At 62.2% G+C, this 24,534-nt stretch carries 17 protein-coding genes and 4 pseudogenes; 7 read left to right on the top strand and 14 right to left on the bottom strand.

Annotated elements, in window-relative coordinates; all coding sequences use genetic code 11:
• Positions 1–21 precede the first annotated feature (21 nt).
• From BZ163_RS25835 to BZ163_RS25825, 3 genes are all read right to left on the bottom strand, one after another.
• Positions 22–1,575 carry a BCCT family transporter gene (locus BZ163_RS25835; RefSeq protein WP_128873245.1) on the bottom strand — a complete coding sequence of 518 codons (1,554 nt, stop codon included), beginning with the start codon at positions 1,573–1,575 and terminating at the stop codon, positions 22–24.
• A 103-nt stretch (positions 1,576–1,678) separates the two neighbouring features.
• The gene (locus BZ163_RS25830) at positions 1,679–2,665 is read right to left on the bottom strand and encodes a dipeptidase (protein WP_128873244.1); all 987 of its coding nucleotides are present in this window, start codon (positions 2,663–2,665) and stop codon (positions 1,679–1,681) included.
• A 13-nt stretch (positions 2,666–2,678) separates the two neighbouring features.
• Positions 2,679–4,121, bottom strand: coding sequence for an aldehyde dehydrogenase family protein (locus BZ163_RS25825; RefSeq protein ID WP_128873243.1), 1,443 nt, complete (start codon positions 4,119–4,121; stop codon positions 2,679–2,681).
• Positions 4,122–4,212: 91 nt separating this feature from the next.
• Here BZ163_RS25825 and BZ163_RS25820 point away from each other — a divergent pair, with 91 nt between their 5' ends.
• Complete coding sequence (locus BZ163_RS25820; protein ID WP_128873242.1) at positions 4,213–5,109, top strand: LysR family transcriptional regulator; 897 nt, start codon at positions 4,213–4,215, stop codon at positions 5,107–5,109.
• Between the two features lie 240 nt (positions 5,110–5,349).
• Here the strand turns inward: BZ163_RS25820 and BZ163_RS25810 are convergent, their stop codons facing one another.
• Together BZ163_RS25810 and BZ163_RS25805 are read right to left on the bottom strand one after the other, a co-directional pair.
• Positions 5,350–5,652 (bottom strand): hypothetical protein, encoded by a 303-nt coding sequence (locus BZ163_RS25810; protein WP_128873240.1) that lies wholly within the window; start codon positions 5,650–5,652, stop codon positions 5,350–5,352.
• Between the two features lie 439 nt (positions 5,653–6,091).
• Positions 6,092–6,453 (bottom strand): annotated as a pseudogene (locus BZ163_RS25805) (hypothetical protein).
• 193 nt (positions 6,454–6,646) lie between these two features.
• Here BZ163_RS25805 and BZ163_RS25800 point away from each other — a divergent pair.
• From BZ163_RS25800 to BZ163_RS25785, 4 genes are all read left to right on the top strand, one after another.
• A complete protein-coding gene (locus tag BZ163_RS25800) occupies positions 6,647–7,018 on the top strand; it encodes a hypothetical protein (protein ID WP_128873239.1) in 372 nt (123 codons plus the stop codon).
• Positions 7,019–7,382: 364 nt separating this feature from the next.
• Positions 7,383–7,799, top strand: a complete 417-nt coding sequence (locus BZ163_RS25795; protein WP_128873238.1) for an organic hydroperoxide resistance protein — start codon at positions 7,383–7,385, stop codon at positions 7,797–7,799.
• 242 nt (positions 7,800–8,041) lie between these two features.
• Positions 8,042–8,476, top strand: a complete 435-nt coding sequence (locus BZ163_RS25790; RefSeq protein WP_128873237.1) for a cupin domain-containing protein — start codon at positions 8,042–8,044, stop codon at positions 8,474–8,476.
• A 442-nt stretch (positions 8,477–8,918) separates the two neighbouring features.
• Positions 8,919–10,085 carry a patatin-like phospholipase family protein gene (locus tag BZ163_RS25785; protein WP_178110507.1) on the top strand — a complete coding sequence of 389 codons (1,167 nt, stop codon included), beginning with the start codon at positions 8,919–8,921 and terminating at the stop codon, positions 10,083–10,085.
• Positions 10,086–10,277: 192 nt separating this feature from the next.
• On the opposite strand, the pseudogene BZ163_RS25780 reads toward BZ163_RS25785, so the two are convergent.
• From BZ163_RS25780 to BZ163_RS25745, 9 genes and pseudogenes are all read right to left on the bottom strand, one after another.
• Positions 10,278–11,140, bottom strand: a pseudogene (locus tag BZ163_RS25780) (hypothetical protein).
• Positions 11,137–12,126 (bottom strand): twin-arginine translocation pathway signal, encoded by a 990-nt coding sequence (locus BZ163_RS25775; RefSeq protein WP_128873235.1) that lies wholly within the window; start codon positions 12,124–12,126, stop codon positions 11,137–11,139. The pseudogene BZ163_RS25780 and the gene BZ163_RS25775 overlap by 4 nt, the downstream one beginning before the upstream one ends.
• Entirely contained in the window at positions 12,123–12,758 is a 636-nt protein-coding gene (locus tag BZ163_RS25770; protein ID WP_128873234.1) for an alginate O-acetyltransferase AlgF, read from the bottom strand. The genes BZ163_RS25775 and BZ163_RS25770 overlap by 4 nt, the downstream gene beginning before the upstream one ends.
• Before the next feature lie 27 nt (positions 12,759–12,785).
• Positions 12,786–14,232: pseudogene (locus BZ163_RS36575) on the bottom strand (bacteriophage N4 adsorption protein A); the annotation flags it as partial.
• A gap of 50 nt (positions 14,233–14,282) precedes the next feature.
• Complete coding sequence (locus BZ163_RS36570) at positions 14,283–15,326, bottom strand: hypothetical protein (RefSeq protein WP_371916830.1); 1,044 nt, start codon at positions 15,324–15,326, stop codon at positions 14,283–14,285.
• On the bottom strand, positions 15,323–17,437 hold the full coding sequence (locus BZ163_RS25760) for a glycosyl transferase family protein (protein WP_128873233.1): 2,115 nt from the start codon (positions 17,435–17,437) through the stop codon (positions 15,323–15,325). The genes BZ163_RS36570 and BZ163_RS25760 overlap by 4 nt, the downstream gene beginning before the upstream one ends.
• A 12-nt stretch (positions 17,438–17,449) precedes the next feature.
• A complete protein-coding gene (locus BZ163_RS25755; RefSeq protein WP_128873232.1) occupies positions 17,450–19,663 on the bottom strand; it encodes a hypothetical protein in 2,214 nt (737 codons plus the stop codon).
• A 68-nt stretch (positions 19,664–19,731) separates the two neighbouring features.
• The gene (gene wecB / locus BZ163_RS25750) at positions 19,732–20,862 is read right to left on the bottom strand and encodes a non-hydrolyzing UDP-N-acetylglucosamine 2-epimerase (protein ID WP_228761615.1); all 1,131 of its coding nucleotides are present in this window, start codon (positions 20,860–20,862) and stop codon (positions 19,732–19,734) included.
• 579 nt (positions 20,863–21,441) lie between these two features.
• Positions 21,442–22,229 (bottom strand): annotated as a pseudogene (locus BZ163_RS25745) (alpha/beta hydrolase).
• A gap of 85 nt (positions 22,230–22,314) precedes the next feature.
• Here BZ163_RS25745 and BZ163_RS25740 point away from each other — a divergent pair.
• Both BZ163_RS25740 and BZ163_RS25735 read left to right on the top strand, forming a co-directional pair.
• Positions 22,315–23,601, top strand: a complete 1,287-nt coding sequence (locus tag BZ163_RS25740) for an NTP/NDP exchange transporter (RefSeq protein ID WP_128873230.1) — start codon at positions 22,315–22,317, stop codon at positions 23,599–23,601.
• Positions 23,588–24,532, top strand: coding sequence for an aldo/keto reductase (locus BZ163_RS25735; RefSeq protein WP_128873229.1), 945 nt, complete (start codon positions 23,588–23,590; stop codon positions 24,530–24,532). The genes BZ163_RS25740 and BZ163_RS25735 overlap by 14 nt, the downstream gene beginning before the upstream one ends.
• The last annotated feature ends 2 nt before the right edge of the window (positions 24,533–24,534 follow it).

Genomic DNA, 24,534 nt, shown 5'->3' with positions numbered 1-24,534 from the left:
CGATTCCTGAACTATTCATCATCAGACAGCCTGTTCGCGAGCCATGTGCCGCGCGATTCGCAGCGCATCCCAGAGCGACGGCAAGATCAACAGCGACACCGGCACCGCGGTAATCACGATAAAGGATTGCAGGGCCGTGACCCCGCCGGAACCGATGGTGATCAGCACGACTGCGGCCAGCCCCATGCCGATGGCCCAGAAGGCTCTCAGCCATTTTTTCGGCTTGTCATTGCTCGACATCGCCATCGCCACGGTGAACGCCATGGCATCGCCGTTGGTGGCGACCGAGATGAAGCTCAGGAACAGGAACAGCGCGGAGACCAGGCCACCCAGGGGCAGGTTTTGCGTCACCCCCAACAACAGGGCTTCGGGTTGTGCGCCATTGGCCGTGACGATGCCAGGGGTTTGCAGTTCCAGGCCGATGCCGGTGCCGCCGACCACGGTGAACCAGAACATGGTCACGATGGGGGCGATGATCGACAGGGTCATGATCACTTCGCGGATGGTCCGGCCACGGGAGATTTTGGCGACGTAGAGCGCGACCATCGGTGCATAGCCGATGAACCAGCCCCAGTAGAACACCGTCCACCAGTCGAGCCATTTCGGGTCGGCGCGAAACAGCGTCATCGGGATGAACTGTTCCAGGTGCAGGGCGAACGCCGACGGGAAGCCGCCGAGGATAAACATCGTCGGCCCGAACGCGACCATGAAGATCGCCAGGCCGATCATCAGCCACACATTGATTTCGCTGACGAAGCGGATGCCCTTGAGCCCGACCAGGCAGGACGTGGTGTACATCACCGTGACCAGGATGATGGTGATCGACTGCACCATCAGGTCATTGGGAATGCCCCAGACCGAATGCAACGCACTGCTGATTTGCAGGCCGAGGAAGCCGATCGGGCCGATGGTGCCGGCGACCACGGCGATGATGGAAGTGGCGTCCGCCAGGGTGCCGATCGGGCCTTTGAGCGCGCGCTCGCCGAGCAATGGATACAGGAGCGTACGCGGTGCCAGCGGCAGGCCCTTGTCGTAATGCAAGTGCATCAACACGATGGACAACAGGCTGCCCAGCACCGCCCAGGCGAGAAAGCCCCAGTGCACGAAGGACTGCGCGAGCGCCGCATGGGCCGCCGCTTCGGTGTGCGCTTGCACCCCGGCGAACAGCGGTGGCGGGCTGGCGAAGTGCATCATCGGTTCGGCCGCGGCCCAGAAGGCGCCACCGCCGGCGAGCAGGGCGCACATGATCACCGCAATCCAGTTGAAGGTGCTGGTGTCGGGGCGTTGGTCGACGCCGCCGAGCCGGACCCGTCCGCATTTGCTGAAGCAGATGAACAGGCTCACGGCGAAGGTCAACAGCATCAGGATCTGCCAGTACAGCCCGAAGAACCGGGTCGACCAGGCGAACAGCGTGTTCACCAGCAGCGACACGCCATCGATGTCGATCAGCGCCGCGATCAGGAACGCGCCGAGGAAGCCGCCACTGATCAGAAACAGCGGCCAGTCGATGTCTTTTTTCGGCGGCGCAAGGTTCAGCGGCTGGCTGTCGACTTGCAAGGTGCTGGTGGTTTTCATGATGCCTCCAAAATACGCGCTTGAGGCTGTCCATCGCCGAGTGGGGAGATGAACGGGACGCTGTTGTTGTTTTTCATGCTGTCCTCACGGTTGATATCAGGCGTCAGTGTTGGGCGGTGGTGGCGCTTTCCAGCAGGCGTAGCCAGTTGAGTCCCATGACGTTGCGCACCTCGTCGTCGGCGAAGCCGCGGGCTTGCAGGCCCCGGGCAATGACCGGGAAGTCGCGGCTGTCGCGGAACCATTGCAGGGGTGACGGCCAGCTGGCGTTGTCCTTCGAGCCTTCGCCGTAGTCCTTGTCCTTGCTCCAGCGACCGTTGCGCATCCACTCGAGTACCCCCAGTGGTTGCTGCTGGCACAGGTCGGTGCCGATGCCGATGTGCTCCACACCCATCAAGTCCGCGGTATTGGCGACCATGTCGCAGAACGCCTCGAGGGTGCAGCCCGACGCGCCCTTGAGGTGGAAGGGGTAAGTGCTGAAACCGAGCAGGCCGCCGGACTCGGCGATGCCGCGCAGAACCGCGTTGGATTTGTTGCGTTTGGCGGCGTGGAAGCTCGACGGGTTGGCATGGGACACGATCACCGGCCGGCTCGACAGCTCGATGGCTTGCAGGGTGCTGCGCTCGGCACTGTGGGACATGTCGATCAGCATCCCGACGCGGTTCATTTCGCGGATCACCTGGCGGCCGAAGCGGCTGATGCCGTTGTCTTCGGATTCGTAGCAGCCGCTGGCCAGCAGGCTCTGGTTGTTATAGGTCAGCTGCATGATCAGCACGCCCAGCTGGCGGAAGATTTCCACCAGGCTGATGTCGTCTTCGATGGGCGAGCAATTCTGGAAGCCGAAGAAGATCCCGACGCGGCCTTCCTGATGGGCCAGACGAATATCCGCCGCCTCGCGCACCGGACGAATCAGTTCGGGCCAGGTCTCGAAACGCCGGTTCCATTCGCCGATTCGCGACAGGGTTTCCCGGGCGTTTTCGTGGTAGGCGATGGTGGCGTGTACCGCGCTCAGGCCGCCGGACTGCATCTGGCGAAAGATCTCTTCGTCCCAGTTGGAGTATTGCAGGCCATCGATCATCAATAAGTCGTGCATGGTGCTCTCCGATTCAGGGACGCACGTAAGTGGTCTTGACCACGGTGTAGAAGTCGCGGGCGTATTGCCCTTGCTCGCGCGGACCGAAGCTCGAGTTTTTGCGCCCGCCAAACGGCACGTGGTAATCGGTGCCGGCGGTGGGCAGGTTGACCATCACGCAGCCGGTGCGGGCGCGGCGTTTGAAATCGCTGGCATGGCGCAGCGACTGGGTGATGATCCCGGCGGTGAGGCCGTACTCGGTGTCGTTCAATACCGCCAGGGCTTGCTCGTAGTCGCTGACCCGGATCACGCAGGCAATCGGACCGAAGACTTCTTCGCGGTTGATGCGCATGCCGTTATGGCTGTTGATGAACAGTGCCGGGCGCATGTAGTGCCCGGCCGGCTCCAGCGCCAGCAGCTCGCCGCCTTCGACCAGGGTGGCGCCTTCTTCCGCCGCCAGCTGCAGGTATTGCAGGTTCTGCTCCAGTTGGCGGGCTTCGGCCACCGGACCGATCTGCACCCCTTGTTCGAGGGCGTGGCCGACCTTCAGCTGACGCATGCGTGCAATCAGTGCCTCGACAAAACGGTCGTGGATACCATCGCAGACAATCAGCCGCGAAGAGGCGGTGCATTTTTGTCCGGTACCGAAGAAGGCACCGTTCAACGCGCATTCCACGGCGATTTCCAGATCAGCGTCATCGAGCACCACCAGCGCATTCTTGCTGCCCATTTCCAGCTGGCAGCGCACCAGGTTGCCGGCCGTGGCAACCGCCACCCGGCGTCCGGTGGCCAGTGAGCCGGTGAAGGTCAGCGCGTCGATATCCGGCGACTGGATCAGGCTTTCGCCCACCACACCGCCAGTGCCCATGACCAGGTTGAAGGTGCCGGGCGGCAGGGCCTGGCGACTGATGATTTCACTCAGGGCCCAGGCGCTGGCCGGCACCAGGTTGGCCGGTTTGAACACCACGGCGTTGCCGAAGGCCAGGGCCGGGGCAATCTTCCAGGCCGCGGTCGCCATCGGGAAATTCCACGGGGTGATGATGCCGACCACACCGACCGGTTCGCGCTGCACTTCAATCTCGATGCCAGGGCGCACCGACGCGGCCGTCTCGCCCATCTGCCGCAGCACTTCGGCGGCGTAGTAATGGAAGAACTGGGCAGAGCGATTGACTTCGCCGATCCCCTCGGCAAGCGGTTTGCCTTCTTCGCGGGAGAGCAGCTCACCCAGCTCGTCCTTGCGCGCCATCAGCTCGTTGCCGATGGCCATCAACACCTGTTGGCGCTGTTCCAGGCCAGTGGCGGCCCACAGTGGCTGAGCCTCACGGGCTGCCGCGATGGCGTCCAGGGTTTGTTCGGCGCTGGCCTGGTGATAGTGGCCGACGATGTCTTCGACATCCGATGGGCTGTGGTTGGCGATAACGGCCTGGCCATCACACCAGTGTCCAGCGATGTAGTTCTTGCAGGGTTGCAGTGCCATGGGAACCTCCGATTGCGTGGTTCCCATCATGAGAGTATTAATCTGCAAATAAAAATTAATAATAAAAATGAATTGATAAGGAAAACTTACCGTGTTGCCCGAGCTGAAGATCACCCAATTACGCTATTTCGTGCTGGTCGCGCAGCTGAAAAGCTTTCACGGCGCGGCTAAATTGGCCTATCGCACGCAACCGGCGCTGTCGTTGGCGGTGCGTGAGCTGGAGCAGAAGCTGGGCCAGGCACTGTTCGAAAAAGGCGGCAAAACCGAACTGACGCCTTTTGGCGAGCATTGTTTGCCGCTGTTCCAGGACCTCCTGGCGCACCACGACCGGATTGCCCGGGAAGTCAGCTTGCTGGCGCAGCATGAAATCGGTCAGGTCAGCATCGCCACGGTGCCGTCGGTGGCCAGCCGGTTGCTGCCGCACTTGCTTGCGGGATTTGTCAGTGAGCATCCGAAGCTGCAGATCAGCATTCAGGACGGTAACGCCGACAGCGTGCGGCAGTTGTTGCTCCAGGGGCAGGTGGACTTCGCGATCAGCAGCGTCTGGCTGCCCGATGAGAGCATTGAGTTCCTGCCGATCCTGAGTGACCAGGTCGGGGTGGTCTGTCGCCATGATCACCCGCTGGCCGCGATGGGCGGCGCGGCCTTGCACTGGTCCAGCCTGCTGGCGTATCCGCTGGTGCGCAATGGCACCTCGCGCTTGCTTGAAGGCACCGCGGCGGCGGGGCTGCTGGAGAGCAGTCTGTTGTTCGTCTCCAACATGATTTCGCTGATCGCCATGCTCGAACAAGGCATTGGCATCACCACACTGCCGTCCCTGGCGTTTCCCCAGGGCAATGAACAGCTGGTGTTTCTGCCGCTTTCAGAGCCGAAAGTGGAACGGCAGATCGGTATCCTTTGCCGCAAAGGCCACAGCCTGTCACCCGCGGCGGCCGAGTTGATGGGTTTTTTGAAGGAGAATATGCGCATGACGGCCATGCAAAGCTGACGCGCAATTGTGGAAAACGCCAAACCCCTGTAGGAGCCGGCTTGCCGGCGAAGACGGTCTCGAGCCTTGCAGCGACCATGAAGACGCCTTCGCCGGCAAGCCGGCTCCTACAGGGGTCATGTCCCCCAACCTTCTCTCACCGCCCGGCGAATGCCTTCCAGCAGCATCGCAAAAGCCGGGTTGTCGTTGTTCTCGATGACGTGAAGCAGATGCAGCGTTACAAGCCGGAGTGGAAGGCGGTCAAACCGCGGTTTTGAGTTCAGCCAACAGGCGCTCGATCTGCGCCAGCTCCCAGGCGCTGAGCAAACTGACGGGGTCGGTGCGTTGCCAACTGTCGAACACGCCCTCGCGGCCGTCCGGACTCTGGCAGCGTTGGCAGTGACGCAGGTGGTTGCCGTCGACGTCGAGGGTCATCCGCCAGCCCTCGATATCGACCTGCACCAGGCCAGGCCCGGACTGTTCGCCGAGGCGTTGCAAAGGGCGAATGCCCAGGGCGGCGTCGCGCAATGACTGGTAAACCTCGCGGGCAGTAAGAGGTGTCACAGGTGTCTCCGTCGGGTGGGGGACTGTAGGAGCAAGCTTGCTCGCGATGGTCGTAAACGATAACGCGTTTTTCCTGAATGAACGCGTTGTTGTTGCCATCACGTGAAAATCAAAAGATCGCAGCCTTCGGCAGCTCCCACACCGACCGCGTTCAACCCTGAGTTCAGCAGGTCTTCGCGATTCCTTGTAGGAGCCGGCTTGCTGGCGAAGGCGTCTTCATGGGCACTGCAAGGCTTGAGGCCGCCTTCGCTGGCAAGCCAGCTCCTACAGGGTTTTGCGTTTTCCACAATCTGGTTGTATGCAGGTGATTGTGTCGATACCGAAGGCGGCGATTTTGGCGATTGCCCGGGCAACCCTTGAATTGCGGGTTATTGCAGGTATAAAAAACCCGGCAGACGAGGCCGGGTTTTTCGTTGAGTGTCGCGGTAAAACCATTCATTTATGCCGCACGGCTTTCGATCAGGCGATCCGAACCACCCTCAGCCACGCGATTCTCGATCAGACGATCCGAACCATCGGCAGCCACGCGATTCTCGATCAGACGATCCGAGCCATCGGCCGCCACACGGTTTCAATCAGGCGATCCGAGCCATCGGCCGCCACGCGGTTTTCGATCAGACGATCCGAACCATCGGCAGCCACGCGGTTTTCGATCAACCGATCCGAACCACCCTCAGCCACACGACTTTCAATCAGGCGATCCGAGCCGCCTTCAGCGACAACCGGGTGAGCAGAGGTAGCGGCGAAAGCGTTAACTGCAAAAACCGAGAAAGCGATGCTGAGGAAGAGTTGGCGTTTCATGATTGTGTGCTCCGGGGTGTAGTTGTCTGGTATGGAGGCGATGTTACGCCCCGCAGTTTTTAAGAGAACTTCATTGGGTTGATGGTGACTATCGACGTCGGCAATGGATGACCTGTGCTTCCTGTTGATGTAGTCCGAAGAGCGCACACTGGTATCGTATGATGGTTTTTTTTGTCGGTAACAGGATTCAGCCATGGGATTAAGCAAACGCGAGCAAGCGCAAATCGAACGGCTGCTGGTCGCCACGCTGACCGAGGCATGCGAGACGGCCAAGGCGGAATTGGTCGGGTTCGCCTGGTTGACCCACGAGGTCGATTACGCCGAATTTCCTTCCAGCCTGAGGGTCGTCTGGGTCTTCGATACTCAGGGGCAAAAGGATCAGGCATTGGCGAGCGGGCAGGGTGGACGCATGATTGAACTGACAGCCGAGGCGTTGAATACGGCTCAGGTTTCGCTCAACCCGGTCTCGGCCCATGTGCAGTTCGATTCCGAAGAGGAATGTCAGCGTGCCAACGGCGGGAACTGGCCGCTGCGGCTGAAGGGCAAACGCCCGCTGCGCCGGTGAATGAGTCGGTTGGACCTTGCGCAAAGTCGACCGACGGAGCGCAGTAGTCGCCTGTAGGAGAGTGCTTGGATCGAGCCCTGCAGGCGACCGGCAACCCGATAGGCACACTGACACGAACTATAGTGAGAGATCCGGCGCGTTGCGGTTTATGGGCAAGCCCGATCGGGCGGCAAATCCGTGATGCAAGGCGTGCTGGCTGTTCTCTCACAAAGGAGGTAAATCCAAGCCTGATCCGATGACCAGGCGAGCTTTGCGATTCACCTGAGTACGCGTAAACGACGTCTTTTAACCCTCTCCGATAGCGGCGATTCGATCGGAGGTGCGTCAAAGGCGATTTTTTTACATTTTCAATCAGGAGATCATCATGTCCCAGCTCGAAAAAGTACTCTACACCGCCAAAGTCCACACCACCGGTGGGCGGGACGGCGCGTCACGCAGCGATGATGGGCGTCTCGACGTCAAGCATTCGTCCCCTGGCGGCCCGGGCGACGGCACCAACCCGGAGCAGTTGTTCGCCGCCGGTTGGTCCGCCTGCTTCATTGGTGCGATGCAGGTGGCGGCGCGTGAAATGCAGGTCAAGCTGCCGCCTGACCTGAGCATCGATGCTGAAGTTGACCTGGGCACCAATGCGGGCGGGTACCTGCTTCAGGCTCGCCTCAACATCAAACTGCCCGGCCTGGACCCGGAAACGGCCCGCAAGCTGGTGGATAAAGGCCATCAGTTGTGTCCGTACTCCAAGGCCACGCGGGGCAATATCGAGGTCGAGATCAACCTGGCCTGAACTTGAACTGGCATCGCGAGGGTGAAGCCGACGCTTCACCCTCGCGATGAATTGATGGACAGGCAAGTCGATACGCTGCTGCGATTTGTATCGGTACGTATCCACCGCCCCGACAGCTACCTTCGCATACAAAACCATGGGTCTGGCGACACTTGCGCGATACACGGCGGCCTCCCAATAGAGCCACCGCATCTCGCGGCAAACCTGGCGCGGCCTTGCCGTGTAATCCCTGGAGAAATGCGATGTCCCGTATCAACTTGCGCAACACCACCGGCCTGCTGGCCATTGCCGCCAGCGTGGCGCTCACTGCCTTCGCAGGCGTTTCCCAAGCACAGGAGCCGGCCAAAAGCTGGCAGGCCGGGATCCACCGCACGGACCTGTTGAAACGCGACCTGGATGTTTCCGGGCGTGAGGTGATCCAGGTTCTTGTCGATATCGATCCGGGTGTGTCATCGCCCAAGCATTCTCACCCCGGTGTGGAAGTTGCCTACGTCCTGGAGGGCACGTTCGAGTATCAGCTCGAGGGACAGCCGCCGGTAACGCTCAAGGCCGGTGAATCTCTGTATATCCCCGCTGGCACTGCGCATGTCGCGAAGAACGTCGGTACAGGCAAGGCGTCGGAGCTGGCGACCTATATCGTGAAGAAAGGCGTGCCGGCTGTGGAGTTGTCCAAATAAGCGGCGAAGATTGGCCACCAATGTCAGTTGGCAAAACGCGCTCCCACAGGGGGGCAGCATTTCAAGTGACGCTTTGAGGCGCGGAGATCCACTTGCCGATCGTCGGCGCCTGTCACTGTTCCAGCGCATCGAGCAGGGTAGACAGGTGTCGAAGATCACTATTGCTGCGAAGCCGGCAGACACGGTGACCTGCATTGCAAGGGTTTTGCCCGGACATCCCGGGACGCGGCCAACGTGTTTGTTTCTCTCGTAAAGGGGCGCAAGATAAGTGACTGGACGATTGACCAAGGTGTCGCAGTGAGCTTGCAAATAGCCATCTCGGGCACCACCGGCAAGGACATCTCAACGAATAACAGGATGAGCGCGTTCTCTGTCGAATGCAGGGGCCGGAGGAGGCGTTTTGAACCCGTTCCAGCTCAGACCCGGTGCCTCAACCCTGAACATGTTGCTTCAAGCATGCCTGCAACGCCGTGATGCCGTGCCACCGACTTTAACGGAAAAAGCGGTGATACCGGGTATTCCCAATGCGCGCTACTGGATGGACCAGGACCTGAGCCCGTTCATTCAGGATGCCATTGCATCCAACAAGAGAGAGCATGAGGCGCTCATGGCAACCGGCAGGCCGGACACCATCCTGCCGCTGGCAAGCATGCTGGCCATTTCCGGTGGCGGCGACGCCGGCACCTTTGCCGCGGGGCTCATTGCGGGGTGGACCCTGCATGGCACCCGTCCGGTGTTCAAGATTGTCACGGGCATCAGCGCCGGAGCCCTGGTCGCCCCGTTTGCGTTCCTGGGGCCGCAGTACGATGCAGTCATCCAGCATATCTGCAACGCCGTCGGGCCGAAGGACATTTTCCGGTCGCGTAATGTCCTGACGCGGCTTGCCAGCGACGGAGTAGCCGACAGCAAACCACTGGCGCGGCTCATCGCGAAGTACATCACGCCCGAGGTGCTGGCGCAGATCGCGGCGGAATATGCCAAGGGACGAATCCTGATGATCGGCACCACCGACCTTGATTGCGCGCGGCCGGTCACCTGGAACATGGGCACTATCGCCGCCAGCCAGGCGCCGGGGGCGCTCGAGCTGTTTCGCAACATCATGGTCGCCTCGATGAGCATTCCCGGCGCCGTTTCCCCGGTCATGATCGATGTGGAAGTCGACGGCAAACTGTTCCAGGAAATGCACGTGGATGGCGGCGTCATCACCCAGATGTTCCTCTACCCGCCTGGCACCGTGATGGCGATGAACAAAGTGCCGGGCGCCCCCATGCGCCATGACCGTCACTTTTATGTCATTCGTAACGGCAAGCTGGAACCGCAGTGGTCCGGTACGAAGCGCCGTACCTTGAGCATTGGCGGTCGAGCCATCAGTGCCTTGATTCAAACCCAGGGCATCAGCGACCTCGATCGAATCTACCGGATGGCGAAGCAGGATGGGGCCGACTTCAATCTTGCCTATATCGGCACCGACTTCGTCTTTTCGCGCAATCATCGATTCGATGGCGAGTACATGAAGCGCTTGTTCGAGTACGCCTTTGCACTCGGCGCGAAGGGCTATCCGTGGCACAAGTTGCCGCCGGGCCCGGTGCTCTGGCTCCCTTACGAGTAATACCGGCGCCGCCGGTTTGGCTCAGGCTGGTTCCGGCAAGCTGAAGCGTGCCGTCAGGGCTAATGCGGCTTTTGTAGGAGCGAGCTCGCTCCGGGCGGCGTTCCGACGATGGACTCAAGAGCGCCGCGTTTAACCAGCAAACACGCGTTATCGTTAACGACCATCGCGAGCGAGCTCGCTCCTACAGGCCCGTCAGGGCTGCAATTGCTCCACCAGTTCGAGTGTCACGTAGTGCGGGCCGTCAAACAGGTACAGCGGATAGCCGTCATACGCGGCTAACTGCGTCTTGAGTTCGGCCGCAGTCGCGGAGCGGAACCCGCCGCCGAAGTTGGGGCGGAAGGCTTCGACGATGATGCGCACACGATCCTTGCCCAGACGGTCGGCCAAGGCGTCGGCATAGGTTCGGGCCACCGGTGCCGTGCGCGCATAAACGCCGACGCCATCCTGAAAGAACACGCCGATGTCATCCGGCAGCCATTGCTTGAGCCAGTCGGCCGTGGCCGCAGGGCCGATGTTGGCGCCGTCGTAGACACTGATCCACAGCGGGCGCGGCAGCTTGGCCAGCAGCGCCGGCAGTTCCTTGGCGCGGGTCCAGCTGGGGTCGACTTCGGCCGGGAAATACCAGCCGGTGACGTGCAGTGGCGTCGGCAACCTGGCGATGCGTTCCGAGACCGCCGCCAGTTGCTCGATGTTGTCCCGTGAGCGGTTCTCGCTGAAGTAACCGGCCAGCCCGAGGATGACATCCTGGGCCCAGGGTGCCTTGGCGATGCGCGCCCAATCGGGCAGGACAGGGACGCTGGGCAAGCCGCTGTCGGGAACGAAAGCCTGGTCGTCGACCACCGTCCATTGCACCAACAGTTCCCGAGCGCCCAGTTTTTCCCAGTTGCCATTGATGCCGACGGTCTTGTTGTCCGGCTGCCAGACGATGCCGACGATCCCGGTGCCAGGGCCTTGGTACTCGTCACGTAGAGCATGCCGACACCCGCGCCGAGGAGGACGGCGAGCAACAGGGCCGCAACGGCTGCGCGACTGGCGGTGTAGCCGAAAATCCTCACTGCAGTGCCTTCTCGATGCGCTGATGCCATTGGCCCGGCGGGGCGACGCCTTTTACATTCCAGTTCGCGGCGGCATCAGGGCCGAGGTGGAACTGGCCTTCATTGAATTGCCAGACGATGACTTGCGGCTTGTGTTGCGCAAAATCCGGCGACTCCAGGTATTGCAGCAGCGTAGCCCAAGGGCCGACATCGCCGGGGTTCCAGGTCAGCGCGACCGGACGGTCCAGGGCATTGGACAGCTTCTGGGTAAAACCCAGGTACGGCTGGACAAAGCTGTTGCCGATCACCTGGACCGCTGCCGGCGCGTCATCGATCAGCAGGTCTTTCTCTGCCTGATGGCGCACGGTGTAGATGTCGCGGCCAATGGCCTTGCGCTTGACCGCTGGCAGGAAGTTGCTGGCCAGGTCGCCGAACGCGCGTCGGTCGAACCACTGGCCCAGCGTCGCGGCGCCGCCAGATTCACCCGACAGGGAATATCGCTTGGAGATCAGTTGCGCCGTGGCGTCGGCGGTGTTTTCGGCGCTCCAGGCTGTCCAGTGGTAATCGGCGCGATAAAACGCGGTCTGCCGGCCTTGCTCGGTCCGGTGCAGGATCGGCTTGACGTCCAGCGTGGTCAGGCCCGCTCGGGTCAGGTCGCCCTGCAAGTGGTCATAGCGTTGCATGACGGCGGCGCTCAAGGGCTGATCGGCGGGCAGGCGCTGGGCATAAAACGGCGCTTTCATCGGCACCACCAGCACAACCAACCCGATGTGCTGGCGTGCAAGTCGGCGCTGGAGGTGTTCCACCCGTGCAATGTTGCGGGCCGTGCCAGGGTTATCGACCTTGCTCAGGCTTTCCCAGGCCGGGAACAACCAGCCGCCATCGCCGGTGATCACTGCCGACGCCGCTTGCGCGCCAGTGCCCGACACGCCCAGCAGCAGACCGGCGACCATGCCGGGAATCGACAAGCGCTGGATAAAACGCTGGGGGTTGAAGGTAAGGATCATGGTGCAGCCTGGTCGACAAGGCCAAGCAAACGTGGCGCCTGAGGGGAACCCATCAGGAACAGGCTATAGCGATCACCGGCCTTGAAGGGCGCCAGTTTCATCGGCAGGCTGCGGTTCTGGTTGCAGCTGGCAACCAACGTCGCTTGCACCGGGTTGATCGTGCGCTGGGCTTGTCCGTTGAACGGCACCTGCTTGAATACCGGGGCGCCATTGGCCAGCTGGATCTCGGCCTGTTCACAGCCGCGGCTCAGGTTATAAAAGTTGAGTTCGGCGCGCAGGTCTTTTCCGCGTTGTGGCGGATCGATGATCAGGCGTGGGGCCCGTGCCGGGTTGCTGTCGAGAACCAGCGTGACCCAGGCGCCTTTCGGTGCGGTCAGGCCTTTGATCTCGCGACCATTGACGGTCACGTCAATCGGCTGTTGCGAGTCCACGACCTGGAACGGGCTGGCCACCTCGGCCTGGGCGGAAAGGGCCAGCGTCGCGCCTTGGCCTACCCGGACCTGCATGGAAGTATCGGCGGGATTGACCACCCGTACCCAGGCGGAACCTTCGGGCAGTGTGGGCGCGTAAAGACGGGCGATTTCAGGGGCGGCTTGTACCCCTGTCGAGACCAGGCCAAGACCCAGCCACAAAAAAAACTCGAACGTTCATGTCAGTCCTCAATAGGAATAAGTCAGGCGCGCGAACACGCCTTCGGCGCGCTCATCGCCCAGCACTTTCACGCGGTACTGCAGGGAAAAGTCCACATAGGAACGGGGGGCGTTGTAGGTGTCTTCGCGGAACCAGTAGCGCACATTGTTACCGACACCGAGGCCTCCCGCTTTGCCGGATGATGAGTCCGTGCTGCCGTCGGCCGCCGTTTCGCTGTGCATTTTGGAGTCGTAGTCGAACGCGGCCACGACATGGGGGAAGCTCACCCAGCGCGAACCCGTGCCGCCGATGGCGTAACTGCGGCCCACCTGCCATTCGCTGTTGAAGTAATCGCGCGAGTCATTGATGTAATGACCGGCCTCGGCAAACAACTGCGAAGTCCACCAGCTGGAGGTATCCACCCGCAGGTCGGTGCCGACGCTGGAGCCATAGCCCAGGCGCACCAGCCAGTCGCCATCGACGTCCGACGATCCCAGGGGGAATGTGCGCTCGACGGCGGCCATCACGTTCAGCGCCGTGAAGGGTTTGACCCGGACACCCACGGCGCCTTGCAGGGCATCGAAACCGGTGTCCGAATCGCTGTTCTTGCTCCACAGGGTGTCGGTGACGCGTCCGTAGAGTTCGACAAAACGTGCGTTGCGATAACCCAGGGGACGCCAGGACAATTCGGTGCTGTTCTGCAGGTTGTCATTGCTGGTGCTGCCGCTGGTCGGGGCGGCACTCAGGCCACTGCTGGAACTGTTGCCCCGATAACTGGTGGTGCTGGTCAGGCCCCAGGTGCGCGACACATCGGCCACTGCGCGACGGGTGTCGAACAGCTGCTGTGCGGGCATGTCGAGGTTACCGGAACCTTGTGCGTCGATCACGCGCTTGAAGTAGCTGACGGCTTGCTCGTCGTCATTGACCCGCATGGCGGTGTAGGCGGCGTCCTGGGTTGCCGTGGGCGTGAGCCGGGTATCGGCGTCGGCCTTGCGAAACGACCCGTGGGCCGCGTCATCGTCGCCGGCCTGGACCGACAGATAAGCGATCTGCAGCGGGCTCATCGACTCCAGTTCGCCCGTGTCCCGCGCCTGTTGCAGCCGTTCGCGCGCGGTGCGGCGTTGGCCGATGGCGGCGTACAGACTGGCTTCTTCGTAAGCGGGCAGGCTGCCCAAGGCCAAGGCCCGGGTGAAGTCCTGGCGTGCCCCGGCATCGTCACCGGATTGCTGACGCAGCGCCGCGCTGGGCCAGCAGCCGGGCGTCGTCGCCGGTGATCCTGAGGCCTTCGCTGGCCGCCGCAATGGCTTCAGGCACGCGTTTCTGCTCGCTCAGGGCGCTGACCAGCAGACGCCGGTACGCAGGATTGCGCGGCGCGCGGGCGATGGCGTCGTTCGCCAGGGCCACCGCGGTCGCAGCGTCCTTGCGGGCCAGGGACGCGTAGGCCTGGCCGGCCATGTCGGTGCCGCCGTCGCGCTGGTTGCCCGGCCAGATATCACACACCAGGCCGAAGGCGGTTTCCTGACAATTCAAGGCGGGTGCCGGAAAATCGGCGACAGTGTCCACGCCATGGTTTTTCTGTCGCAGCGCCATCGCGCGGCGGTTCGCCGACGGGCCACTTCGCCGCTGTCGTCGTCAGCCAATGGCTGCAGATGCTCGAGCGCCTGCTGTGGCTCGCCATGGGCCAGTGCGGCGTCGGCGGCGAAGAAACGCAGGTCACGGACTTCGGCCTCCAGCAGGCCATCGATGGCCAGGGCATGCTTCAGATCCGCTTCGGCTGCGACGGTTTGGCCCTGGCGATCAAGGGCATAGCTGCGCAGAATCCACGGCGCGATTTCGCCATCGTCCTCGGCCAATGCGCCCGATGCGGCTTGTTCGGCCCCGGGATAATCCCTGGCGGCGAGCAGGGCACTGATCAGCAGTTGCTGATTGGCGCCGATTTCCGGTGCCCAGGCCACGGCTTTCCTGGCCTGGTCCACGGCCAGTGGCACCTGGCCCTGCTCCAGGGCGCGATAGCCCTGAACGGCCAGCGGTGCCGCCAATTGACGACGGATCGCCTCGCGGCGCATCAACAACGTATCGTCGTCCGGGAACACGGCCAGGGCCTGGGTGGTGGCTTGATCCGCTGCCAGCAGATCGGGTTGGCGCTGCAAGGACTCGATCAACAGCAACCGGTAATCCATGCGCCCGGGTGCCTGTGCGATGGCTTGGCGGGCTGCCTGGGCAGCGAGGCCAAAGTCATCGCGATCATAGGCCTTGAAGGCCCGGGCCGCGGCACCGAAGCCCGGGGCCTGGCGGGACTGCGGATAGCGTTTGGGATGATCACGCAGATCCTTGTCACGCTGTGCCAGCCCGATCAGCGTGTTCAAGCGGGTGATATCTGCCCGCTGGCGCAATGCTTCGCGGGCCTTGGCGATGGCCAAGTCGTAATCTTTGCGCTCGTAGGCGCTGTACGCTTCGTTGGCGGCCACATAGGCCGGCCCGGTCAACGGCAACGGCAGCGTTTCGCCATGAACCCACCCGGGCATCAGGCTCAGCCCCGTGGCCATGAGGGTCAGGAAAGGGCGGTTCATGCCGGAAGCTCCTCGGGATAGTGGCTGTGCTGACGCGCGACGGCCTTTTCGATGGTGGCGCGAGGCAGCACGCCGCTGTCGACCAGGTAGTCGCCGATGCGGCCGTGATATTGCGGGCGGTACTGCAGCATGGTGCGGCTGAACACGTCGCGATCCATCAGGCCCATTTCGATCAGCAGGTCGCCCAGCAGTGGTGCTCCGGCGTCGGGAACCGACTGGCCTTCACGCACCTTCAGATGACGCAATCGCGCGACGATTTCGCTTTCCCGGGCAATCAGCTGCACCGGTACGCTGCCCAACTCATCGCTGACCTGTTGCAGACCTTCGGCCGGCAACGGGTTGGCCACGGCCACTTGCGCACGGCCCTGGGCATTCAAGCCCAGCGGCACCACGCGCCAGCGCAGGGCAAATTCATCGTCCAGCTTCAGCGTCGAGTCCCGTGCCTTGGCCGCTACGTCGAACACCCGCGGCAAGTCGTTCTGGAAGGCGATGGCTTCGGCCAGGGTTTCGTCATCCAGCCAACCGTTGCTGAGCAGAATCCGCCCCAACGGCATGTGCCGGGTTTTCTGTTCCGCCAGGGCGCTTTGCAGGTCGGTTTCGTTGATCGCCTGCCAGGACAGCAACACGCTGCCCAGCTTGCGCGGTGCGGCTGCGACCAGATCGGTGGACGGGAAGTCGTGCATGGTCTTGTCCCAGACCAGCTTGCGGTTGAGCACCTTGCCGACCAGGAACATGCGCCAGGCACGGGACGCTGCCATGAAGTTGACGAAATTGCCCACGACCATCCGCGGGATGGACAGCAAGCCATGCTGCCAGCCGTACAGCACGGTGGTGAAATAGCAGCGGTGCGCCATCCGCCAGGCCAGGGCGATACCGTTGGCGAGCAGCAAATACGCGATAAAACCATTGCTTTCGAAGGGCGTCGGGAAACTCACGTCCCACAGGCCGCTCTGGCGCAGGATGATCAGGCCCAGCAACTGCGCCAGGATGATATAGGCGATGATGCTGACGAACGCCGTCACCAGGCCTTTGCGGTCACGAAACAGCAGATACCGGTTGGCCAGCGAGCCGCTCCAGCCCATTTGCTCCCAACCTTGCAACCCGATGCCCAGGGTCCAGCGCGCTTTCTGGCGGAACGCGGTGCGGAAGGTGTCCGGGAACAATTCGCGCACGCACAACGGCATTTTCAGGGTCGATTCGTAAGGCTTGCGGAACCATGATTTGCGCAACACCCGAAACTGCACCGGGAACTGCACGAAGATCGCATTCATGCCGACCTTGGCCAGGCGCGCGCCGACGTCGTAGTCCTCGGTCAGGCTGTCGGTGTTGAACGGCTGGTTCCGGTTTTTCCCGGCCAGCACGCGCAGGGCTCGATGGGAGAAACAGGTGCCGACACCGGCCGATGGCACGGTATCGGTCATGCTTTCACGCACCACCAGATCCTTGCCGTGCCATTCGGCGAATTCGTCCATGTAAGTGCCGGCCACCCACTCGTACCAGTTGCGTTCCAGTGACACCACCGGCAGCTGGATCATGTCCTTGCGTGGCAGCAAATAGTTGAACAGGCGCAGTTCCATCGGGTGCAGCACGTCTTCGCTGTCGTGCATCACCACGCCGGCGAAGGTCATGCCATGGGTTTGCTCATGGAGGAAGATGGCCTGGATCACCCAATTCAGGCAGTCGGCCTTGCAGGTCGGGCCTGCGTGCGGCACTTCCACCCGGTGCAGCTGTTTGTAGCGCCGGCGCATGCGTTCCACTTCATCGATGGTGCGCTGGTCGTTGATGTAGGTGCCGACGAAGACCACATAGTTCTGGTAATCCAGGGTCGACACCATGTTCTCGATCATCGGTGCGATCACGTCATATTCCAGCCAGGCCGGGACCATGATCGCCAGGGGCTGTTCATCCCGCGCCAGCAACTGCTCGGCCGTCAGCGGCCGGTATTTGCGCTCCGCGGTGAGTTTGCGGAACAGGCGGCGCGACCAGTACCACAGGTCGATGAACAGATCATCCAGGCCGGAGATCAGGATCAGCACCGCGACCACAATGGTCGAGATCTCCAGGAAGCTGTAGTAGTGGGCCAGCCAATAGGGCCAATAAAGCGAGGTCATCGAAGGTTTCCGTTACTGGCGATTGCGACGGGCGTTACGGCCGGCCAGCAACAGGATGAGGACCAACAGGATGCCGCCGGGAATCAGCCACAGCCACGACGGTTTGCGCCAGGCGTCCAGCCCCTTGGGTTCTTCGTTGTCGATCAGTTGGCTGCCGCTCGGGTCCTGAGTGTTGAAGGTGGTCAGTGCACCCTTGTCACCGAGGATGGCCACGTCGCCGCGGGTCAGCAGAATCTGCCGGGCGAAACGCGGTGCGTCGGCGCCCAGGGCGCGGTAGACCAGGCCGTGCTGGCTGCCGGCAGCCACCACTTGCAACGAGGCCAGGTGGTTGAGGGGATGCACGTCCAGCAGCACCTGATCCTTGTGATTGATGCGCAGGCGACCCTGCTCATCGACCTGCACCGATTCCTTGCTGTCCTTGATCGGCAGCTCGAAGGCAAGGAAGGCCTTGTCCGGCGTGACCGAAGCCTTGGGGTCGGCACTGACGTTCAGCTGTGCCCGCAGCGGCGAAACGCCGGCGGCATCGGCCACCGAGATCACTTGTGGCAAGCTGCTCGCCGGATGCTCGAGATAGGCTTGTGGCACGAGGATCTGCGCGTCCATGGCAAAGCGCGCGGCCATGCCGGAGAAGTCGTTATCCAGCGCGGTTTTTTCCAGCACGATGTGACTGGTGGGCAGCACCGAGACCGGGAAGGCCTGGGGTGTTTCCAGGCAGCGGTCGCTGACCGGCTGGCGCTGGAACGACACCCGCAACACGTTCTTCGAGCCCAGGGCGTAGCGCGGGACAGACGCTTCGATGCGCTGCTTTTCCCCATTGGCCACCAGCTGTTGCGCGCCAATCAGGTAGTCGTTGAGGAACAGCGAGGCCACCGGCGCGGTGTCCGAGGCGCCGGGTGCGGCAGACACATCGATCACCGCCTTGACCGGCAAGCGACCGTCATAGGCCACACTGCCCAAGGGGAACGAGGTGCTCCAGTCGGACTTGGCCAATACGTCGATGGCGCCGGGATTGCCGCCCAGGCGCGACAAGGCCACGCGACCGTCGGCGCTCAACGGCAGCTGTGCTTCGCTGACCGTCAATTGGCGGCTGCGGGCCAAGGTGTTCCAGGCTGAACTGAACAGGGCCAGCGCCTTGCCGGTTGCCTGGGGCGCGATCATCAGCACCGGGCGTGTACCGAGCAATGCCAGGCGCACATTGTCCGTTCCTGTGGCGGCCAGACCTGCATTGATATGCCGCTCACGCCATTGCGTGAAGGCGTTGGCTGCCGTGGCGTCGAGGCCCTGGATCTGGCGCTGCAGCGCGTCCAGTGACTCATTGACGGCCTTGAGCAGTTGCGGATCGTTGACGGCCAGGTCCGCCTGGACGTTTGGTGTCTGCCCCAGCATCAATAGCGCGCCGATTTGCGCCGGGTCCGCCAGAACGTGCGTGCCTTTGCCGTTGAGACCGGCGAACGCCGGAACCGCCAGCAGTTCAGCGGGAATGCGCAGGCCGCTGAGGTCAACGCTGTCTTGCAGGGCAGGAAAGGGCAGGATGCGACTGTGCTTGCCAATGCGCTCCAGAGCCACACCCAGGCGCCAGGCCGCGTCATAGCTGTCGGCGGACAGGGTGCCCGGTGCGACCATGATCCCCGGCTTGCCCGGCAACGCTGTCCAGGCGGCGCCGACGTCCTGTAGCTGGCTGGCGTCGTAGCTGTAATTGAGGCGGGTGGCGGGCTCGATACGTAGAACGTTGCCAATGGCGCGTTCGTCTTCGCACAGCACCCTGGACACAATCGACGACCAGGCAATGCCCAGGCGCAGCGAGCCGCTGTCCCGCGCTTTCTTGTCCACGCCCAAAGTGGCGCTGGCATCGCCCTGGGGTTCGCTGAGACCTTCGGCGCGAACCGGATAGCCGTCCAGCGACAGCAGCAACGTATTGCGGCCGCCCTCGCCATTGAGGTAGCTGGCGTCGAAATTCAGCGTGGCATCCGTCAGCGGCACACCGGCGGGCACCGGCAGGTACAGTTCGCGTCGGGCGTCGGTGGAGCCGCGGATGATCGGTGCGTCGATCCCCAGGTCGCTCAGGCGGATTTCGCGCTCCTGCCGGGTATCGGCGTTGAGCCGGTTGATCGCCTGGGTGAGCGGGCTGTCCGCCGCCAGGGCAAAGGCGGGCATGAGCGCTAGCAGGCTCACGCCACAGGCAAGGGCGCTGAGCGCACCCGTATGGAGGGCAACGGAAGACTTCATTCAGGCAGATCTCGAGCAGGTAAGAGGGGCGAGCGGGTTACAAAGAGGTGAACACCGAGTGATTTTTATTACGGTACGGCACGGGCGTGTTGCCGCTGTCCGGGCGGACGATTCACGGCAAACTCATCGACCGGGCGGCCCAACAGGGCGTCGACGATGCGGGCACTGGCCTTGCCATCGCCGTAAGGGTTGGCCGCCTGGGCCGTTCGGCGCCATAACAGATCGTCATCGAACAAGGCGTTGACCCCCTGGATGATCGAAGCCGGTGCCGTCCCGACCAGCCGCACGGTGCCCGCGGCCACGGCTTCCGGGCGTTCGGTGACGTCACGCATCACCAGCACCGGTTTGCCCAGGGACGGCGCTTCTTCCTGCACGCCACCGGAGTCGGTGAGAATCACGTGGGCACGCTGCATCAGGCGCACGAACGCCAGGTAATCGAGGGGTTCTATCAAGTGCACGTTGGGCAAATCGCCCAGTTGTTCGGTTACCGGGCCCAGCACATTGGGGTTCAGATGCACCGGGTAGACGATCTGGATATCCGTGCGCCGCGCCAGGTGGCGCAGGGCCTTGCAGATATCGAGGAAGCCTTCGCCGAAGTTTTCCCGACGATGGCCGGTCACCAGCAACACCTTGCGCCCGGGCTGCAGGAACGCGAACTGCCGGTCCAGGCTGTCTCGCAGCGCCGGGTTCTGTTCGATGCGTCTTGCCGTCGTTTGCAAGGCGTCGATCACGGTATTGCCGGTCACCAGCGTCTTCCCTTGCAGGCGTTCACCCAACAGGTTGTCGCGGGATTCACAGGTCGGTGCAAACAGCAGATCCGCCCCCAGGTCGATGCAGCGCCGGTTCATTTCCTCCGGCCACGGGCTGTAGATATCACCGGTACGCAAGCCGGCTTCGACGTGGCCCACGGGAATGCGTCGGTGAAAGGACGCCATCGCCGCGACCATGGCCGAGGTCGTATCGCCATGCACCAGCACCCGGTCCGGCCGGGTCATTTCCAGCACCGGGTCGATCGCTGCGTATAACGCCGCGGTCAGCGAGTTCAGGGTCTGCTTGGGGGTCATGACATCGAGGGTGTAATCGGCCTTCAAGTCGAACAGATCCAGCACCTGTTTAAGCATGCTTTGGTGTTGGCCAGTGATGCAGATCTGCGAATGAATGCCGGGCTCGGCAGCGAGAGCCTTGACCAGGGGGGCCATCTTGATGGCTTCCGGACGAGTGCCGAAAATCGAGAGGATCCTGATCGGTGAATGATGGCGAACGATGATGCCTTCCTTGCGCAGTTCTAGTGCGCCGCATATCAGTCGAGCCAGGCATGATTGGGTCCTGGATCAACTTGCGATAGTTGAGAGTAGTAAGGGTCGGAGTGATACGAGAGAGACTTGCCGACCACGCAAAGTTAGAGGGCAAGTTGCGTGACTGTCCGAGAGCGGCGCGATTATTAACATCAATGGCGATAAGGGCAAAGGTTATATGAAGTTTTTTTATTAATTTAATAACTGAAACTTTTCGAGATAATGCGAGTCGCGAGTAATTGTTTTTGGTTTCTAGATATTACTGCAGGTTAGTAGTGTTAGTTTATGATTTATAAAGATATTTTATTTGTATTCCATTCATCGATTTATATGAATTTGTCAGGTTTAATCTTGTCGTTCGGAGTTTGTCAGGCAGTGCCAATAGGTCATGATAATGGCGCCTGTATATTGTCATGTTATGTGATGGAGATTTTAGTAGTTGTTTGGATGGTGATAAAAAGTTCCATCTAAAGATGGGTGTGTTCACAATCCGCTGTTTAGCAGTTTGAGATAGTCGGGACTTTCGGAAATTGAATTATGCCCAACACCTGGTATGACCCGTATCGTTGCCACGCCATCGGCGAAGTGTCGGTAGAGTTGCTCGGTGCTGGAACGCGGTATCACTTCGTCGTGCCCGGCCGCGATCAATAGCGTCGGCACCTGGATGCGAGCGGCGTATTTCCAGGAGTCGAAGCTGTCCTTGAGCAGCCACTTCACCGGGAACATCGGGTACAGCCGGGCACCGAGTTCTGCGAGGCTGTTGTAAGGCGTGATCAGCACCAGGCGCGCCGCCGGCCGCTGGCTGGCGAGGCGCACGGCGACCCCCGAGCCCAGGCTGCGACCGACCACGGCGATATGGCGATGCGTGGCGTAGACCTGGTCGAACAAGGCCTCGGCATCGCGCTGGATCTCCTCTTCGGAGGGCGACCCGGAACTGCCGCCGTAGCCCCGGTAGTGCATCAGGTAGAGCGCATGCTCCGGGAAGGCCTTGGCGAATCCGGGCAGGCTGCGGGACACGTCTTCGGCATTGCCGCCGAAATAGATCAACGCCTTGGCGCCGTCGCGCGGGCGCACCGAAACCAGCACTGCGCATCGTCGACCGCCAGGGTCAGCAGCGCGGCCGAGGCGTCGAGCGCGCGTGGTTGCGGGTAGTAGATGAGCGCACGCTGGAACACGAACAGCGCCACACAGAGCACCAGGTACAGCGCTGCGACGATGACGACGAGAGACACCAGGATGCGCGACATTCGGCTAACGTTAGTGGGCGGCATTGACTGCTCGGGGCCTGAAGGTGGCTATCGCCTGATAGCGCTCAGAGTGTAGTCGATCGACAGTGGACGCACCGGGAGGGCTACCATGCCCATCGTTCTGAAGTGGCTCGAGGTACGGCCAGCCGAAAGAACGGCGCTGATGCTGGGTTTTGCCTTCCATTTCTGCGTGCTCGCCAGCTACTACCTGGTACGCCCGTTGCGCGATGCCCTGGGGCTGGAGGGCGGCGCCGACAAACTGCAGTGGCTGTTCACCGCCACGTTCGTGGTGATGCTGTTGATGGTGCCGCTGTTCGGTGCGCTGGTGTCGCGGCTGCCGGCCATTCGCTTCGTGCCGCTGATCTATCGCCTGATCGCGTTGTCGATGCTGGCGTTTGGCGGATTGATCGCCAATCACGTCGCGCCGGTCGGCGTCGGGCGGGTGTTTTTCGTCTGGATCAGTATTTATAACCTGTTCATTGTCAGCATCTTCTGGAGCGTGCTGGTGGACCGCTTTTCCAGTGAACAGGGGCGGCGCCTGTTCGGCTTCATTGCGGCGGGCGGCACCCTGGGCACCTTCATCGGGCCCTTGCTGGCCGCGACCATGGCCACGCGCCTGGGCCCGGTGGCGTTGACCGTCGCGGCGGCGCTGCTGCTGGAAGCCGCGGTGCGCTGCTATCGGGCGTTGTTGTCCCGCACGCAATCGCAATCCGGCAGTCGTTCACTGGATGATCGGCGGCTGGGTGGCAGCATGCTCGCCGGCATTACGCTGATTGTGCGCTCGCGCTATCTGCTGGGGCTGGTACTGTTCATGCTGTTGCACACCAGCGCCGCGACCCTGCTGTATTTCGAGCAGGCCCGGATCGTCGCCGGCCACTATGCTGATGTGGCCAGCAGGACGCAATTTTTCGCCGTGGTCGATTTGATTGTGTCGGCATTGACCCTGATCTTTCAGCTGGTGCTGACAGCGCCGTTGATCCGTCTGATTGGCGTCGGCGGGGCGCTGGCAGCCTTGCCGGTGGCAACGATCGTGGCGTTCACCGCCATGGCCCTGGCGCCCGTGCCGACCACTGTCGCCCTGGCACAAGGGTTGCGCCGTGCGGTCGAGTTCGCCATCGTCCGGCCTGCCCGCGAAGTGCTGTGGACCGTGGTCAGCCGGGAGGAAAAGTACAAGGCGAAGAATGTCATCGAAACCCTGGTCTATCGCGGTGGCGATGCCGCCAGTGGCTGGCTGTCCGCCGGCTTGACGGCGCTGGGCGCCGGGTTCGGTCTGGTGGCGCTGGTGATCGTGCCGTTTGCCGGGCTGTGGGGCTGGTTATGCCTGTGGTTGGCCAGGCGACAACAGCAAAGGGCTGACAGCAAAGATGGGGAAGGGCCATTTCATGAGCCACACTGATGGATACACGCGTCGCCAATTACTCACGCTGGCCGCCGGTGCTTCGGTGGTCCTCACCTTCGATCCGGCCTTCGCAATGTCCCCGCCATCGAAGGAAACAGGAGGCAAGAACATGCTGACCCGAGCCATCCCTTCCAGCACCGAGCCGTTGCCCGTCGTCGGGCTGGGCACTTATCGCGGCTTCGATGTCGCGCCCGGGGACCCTGCCTACAAGGATCTGCCCGCGGTGCTCAGTGCGTTGTTCCAGAAGGGCGGCACTGTAGTCGACAGCTCGCCGATGTACGGGCGCGCCGAACAGACCACCGGTGAATTGCTGTCGATTCACCGGCCGCGCTCGCCGGCCTTCCTGGCCACCAAGGTGTGGACCCGCGGCCGCGAAGAAGGCATCGCGCAGATGGAACAGTCTTTCAAATTGTTACAGACCGACCGCATCGATCTGATGCAGATCCACAACCTGCTGGACTGGAAAACCCACCTGCCGACCTTGCGCAAATGGAAGGAAGAAGGGCGCATTCGCTACATCGGCATCACCCATTACACGGCGTCGGCGTACGACGAGGTGGAAGCGGTGCTCAAGGCCGAACCGCTGGATTTCCTGCAGATCAACTACGCCATGGATGATCGCGGCGTGGAGAAACGCCTGCTGCCGCTGTGTCGCGAGCGCGGCGTGGCGGTGATCTGCAATCGACCCTTCGGTGGCGGTGGCTTGATCGCGCGTTTGAAGGGCAAGCCGCTACCGGGATGGGCCGCCCAAGTGGAGGTCAGCAGCTGGCCGCAACTGGCGCTGAAATTCCTGCTGGCGCATCCGGCGGTGACCTGTGTCATTCCCGGGACGGGCAACCCGCGCTACATGGCGGAAAACGCCGGTGCCGGGTTCGGCCCGATGCTGACGGGGGCGCAGCGCGAGCAGTTGATCGATCTGGTGGGGTAGGG

Source organism: Pseudomonas sp. VI4.1 (assembly GCF_002029345.1).
Classification (GTDB): domain Bacteria; phylum Pseudomonadota; class Gammaproteobacteria; order Pseudomonadales; family Pseudomonadaceae; genus Aquipseudomonas.
This window is presented reverse-complemented; position numbering and strand designations above follow the sequence as displayed.